The 13,934-nt window shown below is 64.3% G+C and carries 18 protein-coding genes and 2 pseudogenes; 10 read left to right on the forward strand and 10 right to left on the reverse strand.

What is annotated here, in order from left to right; all coding sequences use genetic code 11:
• Positions 1 to 152: 152 nt before the first annotated feature.
• On the reverse strand, positions 153 to 1,808 hold the full coding sequence (locus AC5ZFO_RS18365; protein WP_282522202.1) for an acetolactate synthase large subunit: 1,656 nt from the start codon (positions 1,806 to 1,808) through the stop codon (positions 153 to 155).
• Between the two features lie 344 nt (positions 1,809 to 2,152).
• Positions 2,153 to 3,046, reverse strand: coding sequence for a LysR family transcriptional regulator (locus AC5ZFO_RS18370; RefSeq protein WP_282522201.1), 894 nt, complete (start codon positions 3,044 to 3,046; stop codon positions 2,153 to 2,155).
• A gap of 117 nt (positions 3,047 to 3,163) precedes the next feature.
• Here AC5ZFO_RS18370 and AC5ZFO_RS18375 point away from each other — a divergent pair, with 117 nt between their 5' ends.
• Positions 3,164 to 3,397, forward strand: coding sequence for a tautomerase family protein (locus AC5ZFO_RS18375; RefSeq protein WP_282522200.1), 234 nt, complete (start codon positions 3,164 to 3,166; stop codon positions 3,395 to 3,397).
• On the opposite strand, the gene AC5ZFO_RS18380 is transcribed toward AC5ZFO_RS18375, so the two are convergent.
• The 3 genes from AC5ZFO_RS18380 to AC5ZFO_RS18390 form a co-directional block, all read right to left on the reverse strand.
• Positions 3,378 to 4,022 carry an O-methyltransferase gene (locus tag AC5ZFO_RS18380; protein WP_282522199.1) on the reverse strand — a complete coding sequence of 215 codons (645 nt, stop codon included), beginning with the start codon at positions 4,020 to 4,022 and terminating at the stop codon, positions 3,378 to 3,380. The genes AC5ZFO_RS18375 and AC5ZFO_RS18380 overlap by 20 nt on opposite strands.
• 19 nt (positions 4,023 to 4,041) lie before the next feature.
• The gene (locus AC5ZFO_RS18385) at positions 4,042 to 4,668 is read right to left on the reverse strand and encodes a PadR family transcriptional regulator (RefSeq protein WP_282522198.1); all 627 of its coding nucleotides are present in this window, start codon (positions 4,666 to 4,668) and stop codon (positions 4,042 to 4,044) included.
• Between the two features lie 128 nt (positions 4,669 to 4,796).
• Entirely contained in the window at positions 4,797 to 5,348 is a 552-nt protein-coding gene (locus AC5ZFO_RS18390) for a carboxymuconolactone decarboxylase family protein (RefSeq protein WP_282522197.1), read from the reverse strand.
• Between the two features lie 69 nt (positions 5,349 to 5,417).
• On the opposite strand from AC5ZFO_RS18390, the gene AC5ZFO_RS18395 reads away from it, so the two are divergent.
• Both AC5ZFO_RS18395 and AC5ZFO_RS18400 read left to right on the forward strand, forming a co-directional pair.
• The gene (locus AC5ZFO_RS18395) at positions 5,418 to 5,771 is read left to right on the forward strand and encodes an MmcQ/YjbR family DNA-binding protein (protein WP_282522196.1); all 354 of its coding nucleotides are present in this window, start codon (positions 5,418 to 5,420) and stop codon (positions 5,769 to 5,771) included.
• 100 nt (positions 5,772 to 5,871) lie between these two features.
• A complete protein-coding gene (locus AC5ZFO_RS18400) occupies positions 5,872 to 6,027 on the forward strand; it encodes a hypothetical protein (protein ID WP_282522195.1) in 156 nt (51 codons plus the stop codon).
• A gap of 78 nt (positions 6,028 to 6,105) precedes the next feature.
• On the opposite strand, the gene AC5ZFO_RS18405 is transcribed toward AC5ZFO_RS18400, so the two are convergent.
• Positions 6,106 to 6,576: a MarR family winged helix-turn-helix transcriptional regulator gene (locus tag AC5ZFO_RS18405; RefSeq protein WP_282522194.1), complete on the reverse strand. Its 471-nt coding sequence runs from the start codon at positions 6,574 to 6,576 to the stop codon at positions 6,106 to 6,108.
• 148 nt (positions 6,577 to 6,724) lie between these two features.
• Here AC5ZFO_RS18405 and AC5ZFO_RS18410 point away from each other — a divergent pair, with 148 nt between their 5' ends.
• From AC5ZFO_RS18410 to AC5ZFO_RS18425, 4 genes are read left to right on the forward strand one after another with little or no spacing between them, the layout of a single operon-like run.
• Positions 6,725 to 7,126, forward strand: coding sequence for an Ohr family peroxiredoxin (locus tag AC5ZFO_RS18410; RefSeq protein WP_282522193.1), 402 nt, complete (start codon positions 6,725 to 6,727; stop codon positions 7,124 to 7,126).
• A gap of 31 nt (positions 7,127 to 7,157) precedes the next feature.
• Positions 7,158 to 7,571: a cupin domain-containing protein gene (locus tag AC5ZFO_RS18415; RefSeq protein WP_496122285.1), complete on the forward strand. Its 414-nt coding sequence runs from the start codon at positions 7,158 to 7,160 to the stop codon at positions 7,569 to 7,571.
• 52 nt (positions 7,572 to 7,623) lie between these two features.
• Positions 7,624 to 8,496: a bifunctional helix-turn-helix transcriptional regulator/GNAT family N-acetyltransferase gene (locus AC5ZFO_RS18420; protein WP_282522191.1), complete on the forward strand. Its 873-nt coding sequence runs from the start codon at positions 7,624 to 7,626 to the stop codon at positions 8,494 to 8,496.
• Positions 8,497 to 8,550: 54 nt separating this feature from the next.
• Positions 8,551 to 8,937, forward strand: a complete 387-nt coding sequence (locus tag AC5ZFO_RS18425; RefSeq protein WP_282522190.1) for an ester cyclase — start codon at positions 8,551 to 8,553, stop codon at positions 8,935 to 8,937.
• A gap of 22 nt (positions 8,938 to 8,959) precedes the next feature.
• On the opposite strand, the gene AC5ZFO_RS18430 is transcribed toward AC5ZFO_RS18425, so the two are convergent.
• The gene (locus AC5ZFO_RS18430) at positions 8,960 to 10,183 is read right to left on the reverse strand and encodes an MFS transporter (protein ID WP_496122286.1); all 1,224 of its coding nucleotides are present in this window, start codon (positions 10,181 to 10,183) and stop codon (positions 8,960 to 8,962) included.
• A 345-nt stretch (positions 10,184 to 10,528) separates the two neighbouring features.
• Between AC5ZFO_RS18430 and AC5ZFO_RS18435 the strand changes: the two genes are divergently transcribed.
• The gene (locus AC5ZFO_RS18435; protein ID WP_282522188.1) at positions 10,529 to 10,990 is read left to right on the forward strand and encodes a cupin domain-containing protein; all 462 of its coding nucleotides are present in this window, start codon (positions 10,529 to 10,531) and stop codon (positions 10,988 to 10,990) included.
• 17 nt (positions 10,991 to 11,007) lie between these two features.
• Here AC5ZFO_RS18435 and AC5ZFO_RS18440 read toward each other — a convergent pair.
• Together AC5ZFO_RS18440 and AC5ZFO_RS18445 are read right to left on the reverse strand one after the other, a co-directional pair.
• Positions 11,008 to 11,585: pseudogene (locus tag AC5ZFO_RS18440) on the reverse strand (DUF308 domain-containing protein).
• Positions 11,586 to 11,689: 104 nt separating this feature from the next.
• A complete protein-coding gene (locus AC5ZFO_RS18445; RefSeq protein WP_282522187.1) occupies positions 11,690 to 12,274 on the reverse strand; it encodes a TetR/AcrR family transcriptional regulator in 585 nt (194 codons plus the stop codon).
• 77 nt (positions 12,275 to 12,351) lie between these two features.
• Between AC5ZFO_RS18445 and AC5ZFO_RS18450 the strand changes: the two genes are divergently transcribed.
• Both AC5ZFO_RS18450 and AC5ZFO_RS18455 read left to right on the forward strand, forming a co-directional pair.
• A complete protein-coding gene (locus AC5ZFO_RS18450; RefSeq protein WP_282522186.1) occupies positions 12,352 to 12,849 on the forward strand; it encodes a peptide deformylase in 498 nt (165 codons plus the stop codon).
• 125 nt (positions 12,850 to 12,974) lie between these two features.
• Complete coding sequence (locus AC5ZFO_RS18455; RefSeq protein ID WP_282522185.1) at positions 12,975 to 13,484, forward strand: GFA family protein; 510 nt, start codon at positions 12,975 to 12,977, stop codon at positions 13,482 to 13,484.
• Positions 13,485 to 13,775: 291 nt separating this feature from the next.
• Here the strand turns inward: AC5ZFO_RS18455 and AC5ZFO_RS18460 are convergent.
• A pseudogene (locus tag AC5ZFO_RS18460) lies at positions 13,776 to 13,934 on the reverse strand (GyrI-like domain-containing protein); the annotation flags it as partial.

Genomic DNA, 13,934 nt, shown 5'->3' on the forward strand with positions numbered 1-13,934 from the left:
CAAGTACGGTTGTCATATGGGCTGCGGCCTCGCCACGAACTCCGTCATTGCGAGCGCAGCGAAGCAATCCAGACTGCCTCCGTGGAACGACTCTGGATTGCTTCGTCGCTACGCTCCTCGCAATGACGGGTGTAGCGAGAGCATCGATCACATCACAGTTTCGACTTCTCATGCGCCCGCAGCTCGTCGACCAGCACGCGCACATTCTCCGAATAGTCGATCGGAATCACGACCAGATGCACGCCGCCCTCCTTGAAGGCCGCATCGAGCGTCGGGCCGAAGCTGTCGATGCTGTCGATGCGATGTCCCTTGGCACCGTAGGCCTTCGCGTAAAGGACAAAATCGGGATTGCCAAAGGTCATGCCGTAATCGGCGAAGTGATCGACGGCCTGCTTCCAGCGGATCATGCCGTAGGCGTTGTCCTCGAGCACCAGCACGACCAAATTGAGCTTGAGGCGGACGGCGGTCTCCATCTCCTGGCTGTTCATCATGAAGCCGCCGTCGCCGGCGACCGCGAGCACGCGGCGCTCGGGATAGAGCATCGCGGCCATCATGGCCGACGGCAGGCCGGCGCCCATCGTCGCCAGCGCATTGTCGAGCAGCAGCGTGTTGGCGACGCGGGTCCGGTAGTTGCGCGCGAACCAGATCTTGTACATGCCGTTGTCGAGCGCGACGATGCCATTCTCCGGGATCACCTGGCGAATGTCGTGCACGATGCGCTGCGGCGTCGGCGGCCAGCGCGCCTCGGTGGCGCGGTCGGCGATGTGCGTGAGGATCTCCTCGCGCAACGGCAACAGCGCCGCCGCCTGCGGCAGCTTGCCTTCGAGCCGGTCGGCGAGCAGCTCCAGGCTCGGTCCGACGTCGCCGACGACCTCGGCATCGGGGAAATAGACCAGCTCGACGCTGGCTGGCGTGTAGCTGACGTGAATGACCTTCGGTCCCGACGGCCCCATGATGAAGGGCGGCTTCTCGATCGGGTCGTGGCCGATCGCCACGATCAGATCGGCCGCGTCGATCGCGTCATGGACGTAGTCGCGCTCGGATAGCGCCGCCGTGCCCATGTAGAGATTGGTGCCGCCGGGCACCGTGCCCTTCCCCATCTGTGTCGTGAAAAACGGAATGCCGGTTCGCCGCACGAAGCTGGAGATGCCGTGGGTCGAGCGCGGCCGGCTGGTCGCAGCGCCCATCATCACCAATGGACGCCTTGCGGCCAGGATCATCTCGGCTGCGCGGTCGAGCGCGGCGCGATGCGCGACCGGAATTTCAATCGGATGGACCGGGATCACGGGGACCGCCGGCACTTCATCGCCCGCGATGTCCTCGGGCAGCTCGAGATGCACCGGCCCCGGCCGTTCCTCCATCGCTACGCGAAAGGCATCGCGCACCACGGTCGGAATGCTGGAGGCGCTGATGATCTGCCGGGAGAGCTTCGTCAGCGGCTTCATGGTCGCAACCACGTCCACGATCTGGAAGCGCGCCTGCCGGCTGCTCATGATCGGCTTCTGGCCTGTGATCAAAATCATCGGCATCGCACCGAGATGGGCATAGGCGGCGCCCGTGGACAGGTTGAGCGCGCCCGGGCCGAGTGTCGAGAGACACACTCCCGGCTTGCCGGTCAGCCGACCGTGCGTGGCGGCCATGAAGGCCGCGGCCTGCTCGTGACGGGTCAGGACCAGCTCGATTTTGGAGGTGCGCAGTGATTCGACGAGGTCGAGATTTTCCTCTCCGGGGATACCGAAGATGCGATCGACGCCCTCGTTCTCCAGCGCCGCGACAAACAGGTCCGATCCTTTTGCCTTGCGTTCCATGTCGCCTCCGCTCGCTGTGCGTCCCGTGGTCGGGAGCGGTCACATGGTAGCCGCTCGCGGCTACAGCACAACTCACAAAGAGGCGTGCGACGCCTCCAACATCGTCATGCGAGGAGCCCTTGCGACGAAGCAATCCAGACTGTCTCCTCAGACGGACTTCTGGATTGTTTCGCTGCGCTCGCAATGACGAGGCAAGAGGAAAAGCTGCGTTCACCAACTCGCCTCGTAGCCCGGATGGAGCGAAGCGTAATCCGGGGGCGCGCCCGCGGATCGAGAGGCCCCGGCTTGCGCTTCGCTCCATCCGGGCTACGATTAAGATCCGGCGCAAGCCAACCGACGCCTCCTTACAGCTTCGCCTCGGCAAAAATGCCTGATATCCAATCGAGGAAGACGCGCAAGCGGAGCGCGAGCTGGCGGTTTTGCGGATAGAGCGCGGAGAGCGGCGTCGGCGACGGCGGATAGTCGGCCAGCACCTCGACCAGCGCACCACTGGCCAGATCCGCCGCGAAGCGATAGCGGGGCGCCTGCGTGAGGCCGAAGCCGAGCCGCGCGAGATCGGCCATGGTGTCGGAATTGTTGACGCGAACCCGGCTCGGCAGCACGACATTGCGCAAGCCGCCGGCGACGGAAAACTCCAGCGGCAGCACATCGCCGGTACGCGAGGAGATGAACGCGACCATCTGATGCCCGTCGAGCGTATCCGGCGTCGCGGGCGCGCCGTGGCTCGCAAGATAGGTCGGGCTCGCCACGGTGATTTCCTCGACCGTGCCGAGACGGCGCAAAATCATCCCGCTGTCCTCGGGCTCTCCCGACCGGATCACGCAATCGATGCCCTCGCGCACGAGATCGACCAGACGGTCGCCCTGCCCGATCTGCAAGTCGAGCTGCGGATAGCGCGCCAGGAATTCCGGCAGGTGCGGCAAGATGAAAGTGCGGGTCAGCAAAGGATGTGCGTCGATGCGCAGCAAGCCACGCGGTCGCGCATCGCGCATCGTGGTTTCGGCTTCCTCGACCTCCGCGAGGATGGCGACGCAGCGGCGATAATAGTCCTCGCCGTCGAGCGTCGGCGTGACATGCCGTGTCGTGCGTTCGAGCAGGCGCGCGCCCAGCCGCGCCTCGAGCCCGCGCAAAACCTCGCTCGCCGTCGAGCGGGGAATGCCGAGATCGGCCGCCGCAGCCGTAAAACTCTGCCGTTCGACGAGGCGGACGAACAGGCGCATGGCGTCAAATCGGTCCATGGCCGATTGTTCACCACAGCCGACAAGTGATGACAAGTTTTTCGCGATTATCCGGTCGCGGCGATCGGGCATTCTCGAACAATGCCAGCCACGATGCATCACACGGAGAGACCCATCATGCCTTTCGCCAATATCAAGATTCCCCAGGCCGCGCTCTCGCGCAGCCAGAAGGCCGAGATCGTGCATAACCTCACCGCGCTGTTCGTCCACTATTTTGGCGAGGCGGCGCGGCTGCACACGATGGTGCTGATCGAGGAAGTGTGCGACGGCGGCTATGGCCGTGCCGACGAGGTGTTCGTCGTTCCCGATGCCTATCGCGCCAGCGAGACCGTCACGCCACCTTCAGGCTGAGCTCGGTGCCGCCCTTGAGCGGCAGCGTCATCGAGACGAAACCGTTTTTGGGATCGCGGATGAAATCGAGATAGTCGGGCTCGGCATTGTCGTTCATGACGTAGCCGCCGACCAGGAGCTGCGTCGCGACGATCTCGATCACCTCGCGTGCCAGCGAAGGACCGCCCTCGCCCGGCCAGCCGTCGATCAGGACGAAATCGACGGGGCCGCCGAGATCGCGCAAGGTCTTTCGCGCATCGCCCTCGCGGATCTCGGCATAGTCGGCAAGGCCGGCCTCGGCGAGATTGCGTTTGGCGGTCTCGACCTTGGCCGGCACGATCTCCGAACCGATCACGGCGCCGCCGCCATTGTCGCGGATAGCGGCCGCGAAATAGAGCGTGGACATGCCGACCGAGGTCGCGAACTCCGCCACACGCGTGGCGCGCAGGCCGCGACACAACAGGTAGATCAATTCGCCTTGCTCGGGATGGATCGAAAAGCCCTGCTCGGCATAGGCGTGGGGATCACGGCTGTTGAAGGAGCCGCGCGGCCCTCCGCCGGCCGGCCGCTGCCGCGCGCCTTGGAGGCGCGCGAGGACGGCGTTGACGCGTGGGTCTTGAATCGGGCTGTGGGGCCGATCATTCATGTGTTGCTTCGCCTCTCAGTTATTTGCCGAGGATTTCCGCTGCAGCACGATCCAGGATCGCCGCGATGCGGCGCGCCTCGGCGGAGTCGCTGCCATGCCTGGAACGCAGCGCGCGCTTGAGGTTGTGGCGGGCACGGTGCAATTCGTCGGAGGCGTCGGCATCGAGATCGCCGACGCCGGCAAAGGCCTCGCGCACCTCGTCCATGCGGCGCCCGATCCGCGACAGCGCTTGCAGGATCGCATCCGCAGTGGCGCGGTTCTCGGCGAGATGCGCCTCGCCCTGCGGCGTGATGCTGTAGAGCTTTCGACCGCCGTCCTGCTCGACGCTGCTGTGGCCGACCTCTTCCAGATAGGTCAGCGCCGGATAGATCACGCCCGGGCTCGGCGTGTAGAAGCCATCGGAGCGCTCCTCGATGATCTTGATCAGCTCGTACCCATGAGCCGGCTTTTCGGCGAGCAACGCCAGGATCACGAGCTGGAGGTCCTGCGAGGACAGCCGCCTTGCGCCAGGGAAGTCGCCACCCGGGCCGCGCCCGAAGAAGCCGTGCCCGCCGCGGCCGAAGCGTCGCCCGCCGCCGTGCCGGCCCATGACGAAATGGGCGAAATGCCCGAAGTGGAAGTCTTTGTGGTCTCGTCCGTGGTGCATATCGTACGTCCTTTTGTAAAACATATCGTACGATATAACTTGCGATAGAACGCCCGCAACCCACAAATCTGTGATCGGGCGCCTTGGCGCCGGTCCCGGCTCGGGGGACCAGCACCGCCGGCGGCCGATTACTCCGCGGCTTCGCTGTGGGGAACGCCCTGCTCGACCTCGAGCTGAAGGATGTCGTTGAAGCGGTTGAAGGCGCCGCAGAGCGCGATGCGCCAGGTCAGCTCGACAATCTGGGCTTCCGAGAAATGCGCGCGCAGGCGGGCGAAGATCTCATCGCGGGTCTTGTTCCAGTTGTTGGTGACGGCGATGGAATATTCGACGACGAGCTTGTCGAGCTCATCGAGCTCGGGATGGTCCTTGTAATCGATGAGGCGCGCGGCGCCCTCCTCCGACACGCCCTGCACCGCCAGCTTTGGCGCGTGGTGCGAGACGCAATAGTCGCATTTGTTGAGCAGCGAGACCGCGACCAGCGCGAGCTCCAGGTGGCGCTTCGAGACATTGCCTTCTTCAGCAAGATCGACCAGCAGCGACCACATATGCTTGAAGATCGGCAGGCGGTGGGCCATGACACCGGCCTGGTTCTCGAACGCGCCGTAGGTCGTCATCTTGTCCCACAACGGCCTCAGCGCCTCCGGCAGATCGTCCCTGGTCTTGATCGAAACGCGCGACATGGCAGTTCATCCCTGGTTGGAAGACGCATGTTGCCATAATTGCGGGCCTTTCGTCTCAAGTGCGAGCGCATGACACCCAAGACATTCGAAGCCCGCTGCCTGCGCCTGCCCGCGGCCACCAAGGTGGTGCAGTGGGAAGGCACCTCCGTGTTCAAGGTCGGTGGCAAGATGTTCGCGCTCGGCGGCGGCTTTGCCGCGGGCTCCGGCGGCTACATGTTCAAGGTCTCGGACATGGCCTATGCGATGCTGATCGAGCACGGCGTGGCACGACCGGCGCCCTATCTGGCGCGCGCCAAATGGGTGCAGCTCGCCAGCAACAACGCACTTCCCGATGCGGAACTCACCGCCTATCTGGCGCAGGCCCATGCCCTGATCGTCGCAAAGCTCACGCGCAAATCGCGCATGGCGCTCGGGCTGAACTGAGCACTCTCCACAACGTGATGCGCTGATCATCGTACTCCCATTGGAGTTGTGCTGCACCGCACCTAACTCGAAGCAAAGCCCTTTCGAGATGGAGTGCTCCATGAGCAAGCCCAACACCACTGCAGCCAAAACTTATCGCTATGAACTCGTGCATGATGATGATGACGACGACTTCGTCGCCTACCAGCGCCGTCGCGAAGACGGGTTCTGGCAAACTTTTGCGACCTGGATGATTCCGCGCACCGTCTGCAACTAGAGCCGCGCGCTTTTCCTTCGCGATTATGTCGGAGGCGGACGCCGCCTCCGACTTTTCCAACGGGAAGGCACTGCCCGCTCAGCGCTTCTTCTCTCCGGCCGCTTCGGTCGCGCGCAGCAGATTGTCCCGCAAGCGGCTCACCGTCTTCTGCACCACCGGAAAATCATCGCCGAGGCCGGTCGCCTCGATCACGGACTCGCCGAGATCCTGTTCGATCAGTTTTCGGCCGCCCGGCGTCAGGCTCACCCGCACCTGCCGCTCGTCGGCGGGATCGCGGTGGCGCTTGATGTAACCGATCTGCTCGAGCTTCTTCAGGATCGGCGTCAGCGTGTTGGATTCCAGGAACAGCTTGTCGCCGAGCGCGCTGACGGTCTGCTCGTCCTCGTCCAACAGCGCCACCATGGCGATGTACTGGGTGTATGTCAGCCCGACCTTGTCCAGCAATGGCTTGTACGCGCGGCCGAAGGCCAGATTGGCCGAATAGACGGCAAAGCACAGGAAATTCGACAGTTTTCGGCCTTTGCCGGCGGCTTTGGCGGGACGGGACACGTGAACCTCCGCAATTCGTGATCTCAGGGTCAATATAAATCGCATCCGATTAAATCGGAAGATCTTGACCGGGCGGAGCGACGGGTTTATTTCAACGCGCATCCGATTAGATCGGATGCGGTACAAATCAAACCCGAAAGGATCTGCCATGACCACCGCTGCAAAGCTTCTCTTCACCGGCAAGACCCGCGTCACGTCCGGCCCCGACGGCGCCGCGCACGCGAACGACGGCTCTCTCGATATCAAGCTGGCGCAGCCGCACCCGGCTGCCGAAAACCTGTTCGCCGCCGCCTGGTCGGCTTGCTACCTCGGCGCGCTCGGCCTCGCCGCCGCCCAGCGCAAGGTCAAGCTGCCGAGCGAGCCGTCGGTCGACACCACGATCGACCTGAGCAACGCCAACGGCGCCTTCTTCCTGCGGGCTCGTCTCGACGTCAGCGTTCCCGGCGTCGATCGCACGGTCGCCCAGGAGCTGATCGAGGCGGCGCACGGCATCTGCCCCTACTCCAAGGCCGTCCACGGCAACATCGAGGTGACCACCACCCTCGTCTGACCCGCCATCAAGCCAACATCAGGAGCCGACCATGAGCCCCTATCCATTACGAACCCTGCGCGTGCTTGCGAGCGCCGCCGTGCTCGCCACCAACCTTCTCACCCTGCCGGCGGCAGCCCAGCCGGCCGGCGTCACGCGCACCGACCTCCAGCGCCATGATCTCAGCGCGGCCGGTCGCGAGGCGGTCCAGGTTCGCGTCGACCTCGCGCCCGGAGTTGCGTTCGGCCGGCACACGCATCCAGGCGAGGAGATTATCTATGTGCTGACGGGCGCCATCGAATACGACGTCGAGGGCAAGCCCCCGGTGACGCTTAGGGCAGGCGACGTGCTGTTCATTCCGGCCGGAACGGTGCATGCGGCGAAGAACGTCGGCAGCGACAAAGCGAGCGAGCTTGCGACCTATATCGTCGCCAAGGACAAGCCGCTGCTGACGCTGGTGAAGTGAGACCGGCCGTCTCGATTGACCAGCACACAATATCTGACTAAAGTCAGATATCATGCTCGATCCCGTCTCCCGCGTCCGCCGCTTCAATCGCGCCGTCACCTCCGCCGTCGGCGCACTCGACACCTCGTTCCTCGGGCGCGGCCGGCCGCTCGGGGCGGCGCGCGTGCTCAATGCGATCGGACATGGGCGCTCGGACGTGGCGGAGATCCGCGACTATCTCGGGCTCGATTCCGGATTGATGAGCCGGCTGCTCCGCAGCCTCGAGGACGAAGGGCTGGTCGAGACCACGACGCATGAGGACGATGCGCGCCGCCGTGTCGCGACGTTGACCCGTGCGGGACGGCGCGAGTTCGCAGCCTACGAGGCGCTGTCGAATACGCAGGCCGAAGGCTTCCTGGTGCAGCATTCGCAGCGCGACGCGCTGCTGGCGGCGATGGACCTGATCGCCTCCGCATTGACGCGCGAGCGCGTCGCGCTGGAGGAGATGGATCCGCGGAGCGAAGAAGCACGCTATTGCCTGCGCGAGTACTATTCCGAGCTCGGCCGCCGCTTCAAGCAGGGTTTTGACGTCTCGCTGTCGCGCGATCCTGACGCCAAGGACATGCGCCGCCCGCGCGGGACCTTCGTCGTCGCGATGTCCGACACGCTGCCGATCGGCTGCGTCGGACTGAAGGGAACGGATCACGGCTATGCCGAGATCAAGCGTCTCTGGGTTGCCCCTGCAGCGCGCGGATTGCGGCTCGGCCGGCGCCTGATGGATGCGGCCGAGAATGCCGCACGTGACCTCGGCATCACGCTGCTGCGGCTCGACACCAACAGCGCGCTCGCCGAGGCCGGCCAGCTCTACCGCACCACGGGCTGGCGCGAGATCCCGCGTTTCAACGATGATCCCTACCCGGATCTGTTCTTCGAGAAACGGCTTTGAGCTGAGCCAACTTCCCCTCTTCCGCGTTATCATCGAAGCCTTGGGAGCTTCGATATGACCAGAGACGACCTCGCCGGCATTTACCGCGACTACATCGCCTGCCTGAACCGGCAGGATTGGCCGGCGCTCGGACAGTTCGTGAGCGATGACGCCAGCCACAACGCACGGCCGCTCGGGCTGTCGGGCTATCGCGCGATGCTGGAGAACGACTTTCGCGAGATTCCGGATCTGCAGTTCAACATCGGGCTGCTGATATGCGATCCGCCCAACATCGCTGCCCGGTTGATATTCGACTGTTCGCCGGTCGGGACATTCCTTGGGCTTGCCGTCAACGGCAAACGCGTGTCCTTCAGCGAGAACGTGTCTTACGAATTCCGCGCGCGAAAGATTTGGCAAGTGTGGTCGGTGGTGGACAAGGCGGCGATCGAGGCGCAGCTCTGACGCTGCGCCTCGATGGTCGCATTCACGCCGCCGCCGCCGCAGCCGCCTCGCCTTGCGGCTTGGCGAATGGCCTGAAATTCATCGCCATCAGGAAGGCGCCGAGGCCCATCGCCCAGGAGGCGATGTAGAGCCAGGCGTAGCTGGAGAACGCGTCGTAGATCAGGCCGCCGGCGAGCGGGCCGGTCGCCATGCCGAGGCTGCCGGCCATCGCGGTGCCGCCGATCACCGTGCCCATCATGCGCAGCGGAAAGTTTTCGCGCACCAGCACGGCATAGAGCGGCATGGTGCCGGCATAGATGAAGCCGAAGACGGCGCCGACAGCGTAGAACGTCGCGAGCTGCTGCGCGAAGACATAGGCGAGCGCGCCGAACGCCTGCAACAGCAGCCCCGTCACCAGCACGCGCTTGGCGCCGAAACGATCGCCGAGCAGCCCGAAGGCGATACGGCCGCCCATGCCGGCAAAGCCCTCGATGCTGTAGATCGTCACCGCCGCGATCAGCGGGATGCCGCAGCTCACGGCATAGCTGACGGTGTGGATGATCGGGCCGGAATGGGTGGCGCAGCAGAAGAAGTTGGTGGCGAGCAGGATCATGAATTGCGGCGAACGCAGCGCCTCGCCCAGCGACATCTCCCCTTGCAGCACGCTCTCGCCCGCAGGCGCGGCCGCGGCATGCGCGAGCGCGTGCGGGCGTCGCACCAGGAACGAGACCGGGATCATGATGGCGCCGACCACCAGCGCCACGATCTGCATCGAGGTGCGCCAGTCGTGGCCGGAGACGAGCCAGGCCGCGAGCGGCGCCATCGTCATCGGCGCCATGCCCATGCCGGCCGACACCAGCGACACAGCCAGGCTGCGATGGGTGTCGAACCAGCCGGTGACGGTCGCCATCATCGGCGCGAAGATCGCCGCGCAGGAGGCGCCGACCAGAAGGCCGAACATGACCTGGAACGCCAGCAGCGAGGTCGCATGACTTGCGGCGAACAGGCTGAGCGACAGCACGGTCGATCCCGTCAGCACCACCGGCAGCGGTCCGAATCTGTCGGTCGCAGTGCCCCAGGCCATGCTGGTGAAGGCCATCGCCAGGAAGCCGATCGTCATCGCGCTGGAAATGCCGGTCACCGACCAGCCGGTGTCCTTGGCGATCGGCTGGAGGAACACCGGCAGCGAAAACATGCCGCCGATCGCGACGCAGCCGAGCAAGCCGCCCGCGGCAACGATCACCCAGCGATAGGAGGAAGCGTTCATTTGGGTCTCCCGTCAGGTCTGTCTGGGTGGAAGACGAATGGAAACGCCGGAGACCGACAGGCTCGCGTCATTTTTCGTAGCAGGCTTTTGCGGCCCGCCAAGAAAAATGTCGAAAACAACCCCATGCACAGTAGCCAGCCCCCGCGGGATCAATGACTTACGGGGCGGCCAAATTGCATGATCGGGAACTCGCGATGCCAGGCCGAAATTTGACACGTCGGGCAAAACACTGGCATCCTGTCATCATCCCGAAAGCCTCATTGCATCACGTACAAACGGACGCCGATCATGGCGCCGGTCACCGGTCCGCTGCGCGCGATGCGCTGATTTGAACGGAACATTTACATGCCCAAGATCGACATCGCTGCTGTCCCGGCGCGCAAGGGCTCCGGCTATCCCGCGCCCTTCGCCGGCCCTTGCGCCGATCGCATCCGCAAGCGGCTCGGCAATGCCGGTGGCCTCTCCGATTTCGGCGTCAACCTGATGCGTCTGCCGCCGGGCGGCTGGTCGAGCCAGCGGCACTGGCATTCTCATGAGGACGAGTTCGTCTATGTGCTCGAAGGCGAGCTGACGCTTGTCGAGGACGAGGGCGACACCGTGCTCAACGCCGGCGACTGCGCCGCTTTCCCGAAGGGAAGCGGCAACGGCCATCACATGATCAACCGGTCCGATGCGACGGCCGTCTACCTCGAAGTCGGCTCGCGCTCGCCCGATGACCTCATCACCTGCTCCGACGTCGACATGATGAGCCCGGCTTCCAGCGGCCGGTTCCTGCACAAGGACGGCACGCCTTATCCGCACGAATGAACGGCAACAGCGACGCCTCACATGGCCGCGCCACGCCGCCACTCGGTCACGGTCAACCATACCGCCGAGACCAGGAAGTAGATCGCGCCGACTGCAGCGTAGCCCGCGACATTCGCGATCGTTGGAGACATCGGCGTCGTGGCCTGAAAGATGAAGAAGCCGCCGGCCAGGGCCGACTGGCCACCGCTGAGCACCATGGCCCACTGCGCGCCGAAACTCTTCCAGCGCCGGATGGCCGTCCCCAGTTGGAGCAGGCCGGACAGGATCGCCCATGCTCCGAACACGGCAAGCACAAGGTTCATGCTCATCTGCAAGGTGACGAGCACCGCGACGGTGGTCGCCAGGCTAACTAGGACGTTGAACGCCTGCGTCCGGTTTTGTTTCAAGCCGCCGCTGCGGAGCGCGTCCACGACATTCGCCGCGGCGTCCATGCGGGATAGAGCACGAGCAAGGCTCCGGCGATCGCCGCAGATGACGGCCCGACGGCAAACGCGGCAACGACCCAGGCGACGGAGAACGCCGCCCGGATGAAGTAGTAGAGCTTCAGCCATTGCTCGCGGTCGGCCCGAACGAGATCCAATTGATGATGCGTCACTGCACTTTCTCCTTTACCTACTAGATGGTAGTCTTCGCGCGCAACAAGTCGCCCTCCGCCCCAGCGTGCCTGCGGGCGTGTCATTGTCGTCTCGTCGAAATGTTTCAGTGCCTGGCGGACAACCGATCCAGCAGCGGCCCGGCGATCACGCCGAACATCTTTGGATCGCCATAGGCACGCGCCGACAGCATCGCGCCGTGAATGGTCGCCATGAAGCCTTCAGCCTCGACCTTCGCTGCGCTGGAGAGCTGCAGCTGCCCCTTCCGCTTGCCGCGCTCCATCACCGAGGTCAGCCACGACGCGAGCGAACGGAAATGCGCGCGGACTTCAAGCGCCACCTCCTCCGGCAGAATCGGTAGCTCGCAAGCAAGCAACGCACACACGCAGAAAGGCGCCGTCGCATCATTGATGCACGCCTCCCAATACCCGACATAGCTTTTGAGCTGCTCGCGAGGGTCCGCGACATTGCGTTCGAGCGCGGACAGTCCCGCCTCGGCTTCCGCGCGATAGCGCGACACGAGGGTGCGGACCAGATCGACCTTGCTGGCGAAATGGTGGTGGATACTCGGCTTGCGGATGCCGACGACGTCAGCCACGTCGGCGTAGCTGAAGCCGTTATAGCCGCCCGCGATGATCAGGGTGCGCGCGCAGGCCAGGATGTCGTCGGCCGTCGAGGAAACGTTGGTCATGGCGGAGTTCACTACCTTCTAGTTGGTAGAGCGTCAAGAACGGGTGCTTCAACCATCCGTGAGTGGTAGGAGCCTGCATGACAATTCGCCCGATCGTCCGCTACCCCGACCGCCGCCTCGCGATCCCCGCCCGCCCCGTCACCGCCTTCGACGAGGGCCTGCGCGAGCTTGCAGCGGACCTGCTGGACACGATGCGCGCCGCGCCCGGCATCGGCATCACGGCGCCGCATATCGGCGTGCCCTTGCGCGTCGTCGTGCTCGAGCTCGACGCCAAGGCGGGCCCGCAGATCTACGTCAATCCGGAAATCACATGGGCCTCGCCCGAGATGATCCTGCACAAGGAAGGCAGCGTCTCGATGCCCGGCGTCAACGACGAGGTCCAGCGCCACGCGCGCGTGCGGATCAGCTACTGGGATCTCGACGGCAACGTGCAAAGCGAGGAATCGGAGGCGTTGCGCGCGGTCTGCCACCAGCACGAGATCGACCAGCTTGATGGGATGTTCTGGATCCAGCGGCTGTCGCGGCTCAAGCGCGAGCGGCTGGTGAAGAAGTTCGAGAAGATGTCGCGACCGTAAGGCGGGTGAACGACGCGCAATCCGCCAATTTTCGTCGCGCCGAAATGTCGGATTCCGCTTCGCTCATCCGTCCTACGAGCTGAAGCAGCTTGAAACCCTCCACGAACTCCATGAGATGCCAGCCCATGACCAGCGCCCCTACCATGACCGCAACATGCGCCTGCGGCAGCGTCGAAGTCCGAGCGTCCGGCAAGCCGATTGTCAGCGCCGCCTGCTATTGCGACGACTGCCAGAACGGCGCAGCGCAGATCGAAGCGCTGCCGAATTCGCCCGCCGTGCGCGATCCAGACGGCGGGACGGCCTATATGCTCTATCGCAAAGACCGGTTCGAATGCTCCAGGGGAGCCGAACATTTGCAGCCTCGTAAGCTGAAGGACACGTCGCCGACCAACAGGGTTGTCGCGACGTGCTGCAATTCAGCGATGTTCGTGAATTTCGATCGAGGCCCGCACTGGGTCTCGGCCTACCGGGCGCGATTTCACGGCGACCTCCCGCCGCTTCAGGCCCGGATTTGCACGAAATTCAAACCGGATGGCGTCGTGCTGTCGGATGATGTGCCGAGCTATCGAAGCTATTCGCCAGGCTTCATCGTCAAGCTTCTGGCCTCGCGCATCGCGATGGCGCTGGGGAGATGAGCGCGCACGATGGGTAGAGCGCCGGTTAGCAACTTTGCAGCGAAGGTTCGAAGACCCTCATGGTGAGGAGCGCGAAGCGCGTCTCGAACCATGCAGGCCCCTATCTCGCCTGACGCCATCCTTCGAGACGCCCGCCTGTGGCGGGCTCTCAGGATAAGGTTCAGGTGCATGTGACGGGGACGGGTTCTTGAGGCAGAACGCGCAGGATGGGGAGAGCGCAGCGAAACCCATCGCGATCGACGCGCGGTATTGATCGGTTTCGCTTCGCGCTACCCATCCTACAAGGGAGCGCTACTTCAGCGGCAGAAACACGTCCGCAACCGTCTCACGCTCCGGTACCTCCGGGAAGAAGCTCAGCCGCTGGCAATAGATCGGGAAGTCGCGCGCTTCCTCGCTGCTGGCCGGAAGCCAGTCGCAATAAAGGTGGAGCGCGGCGGGCTCCAGATTGTC

It is taken from the genome of Bradyrhizobium sp. Unk1 (assembly GCF_059512345.1).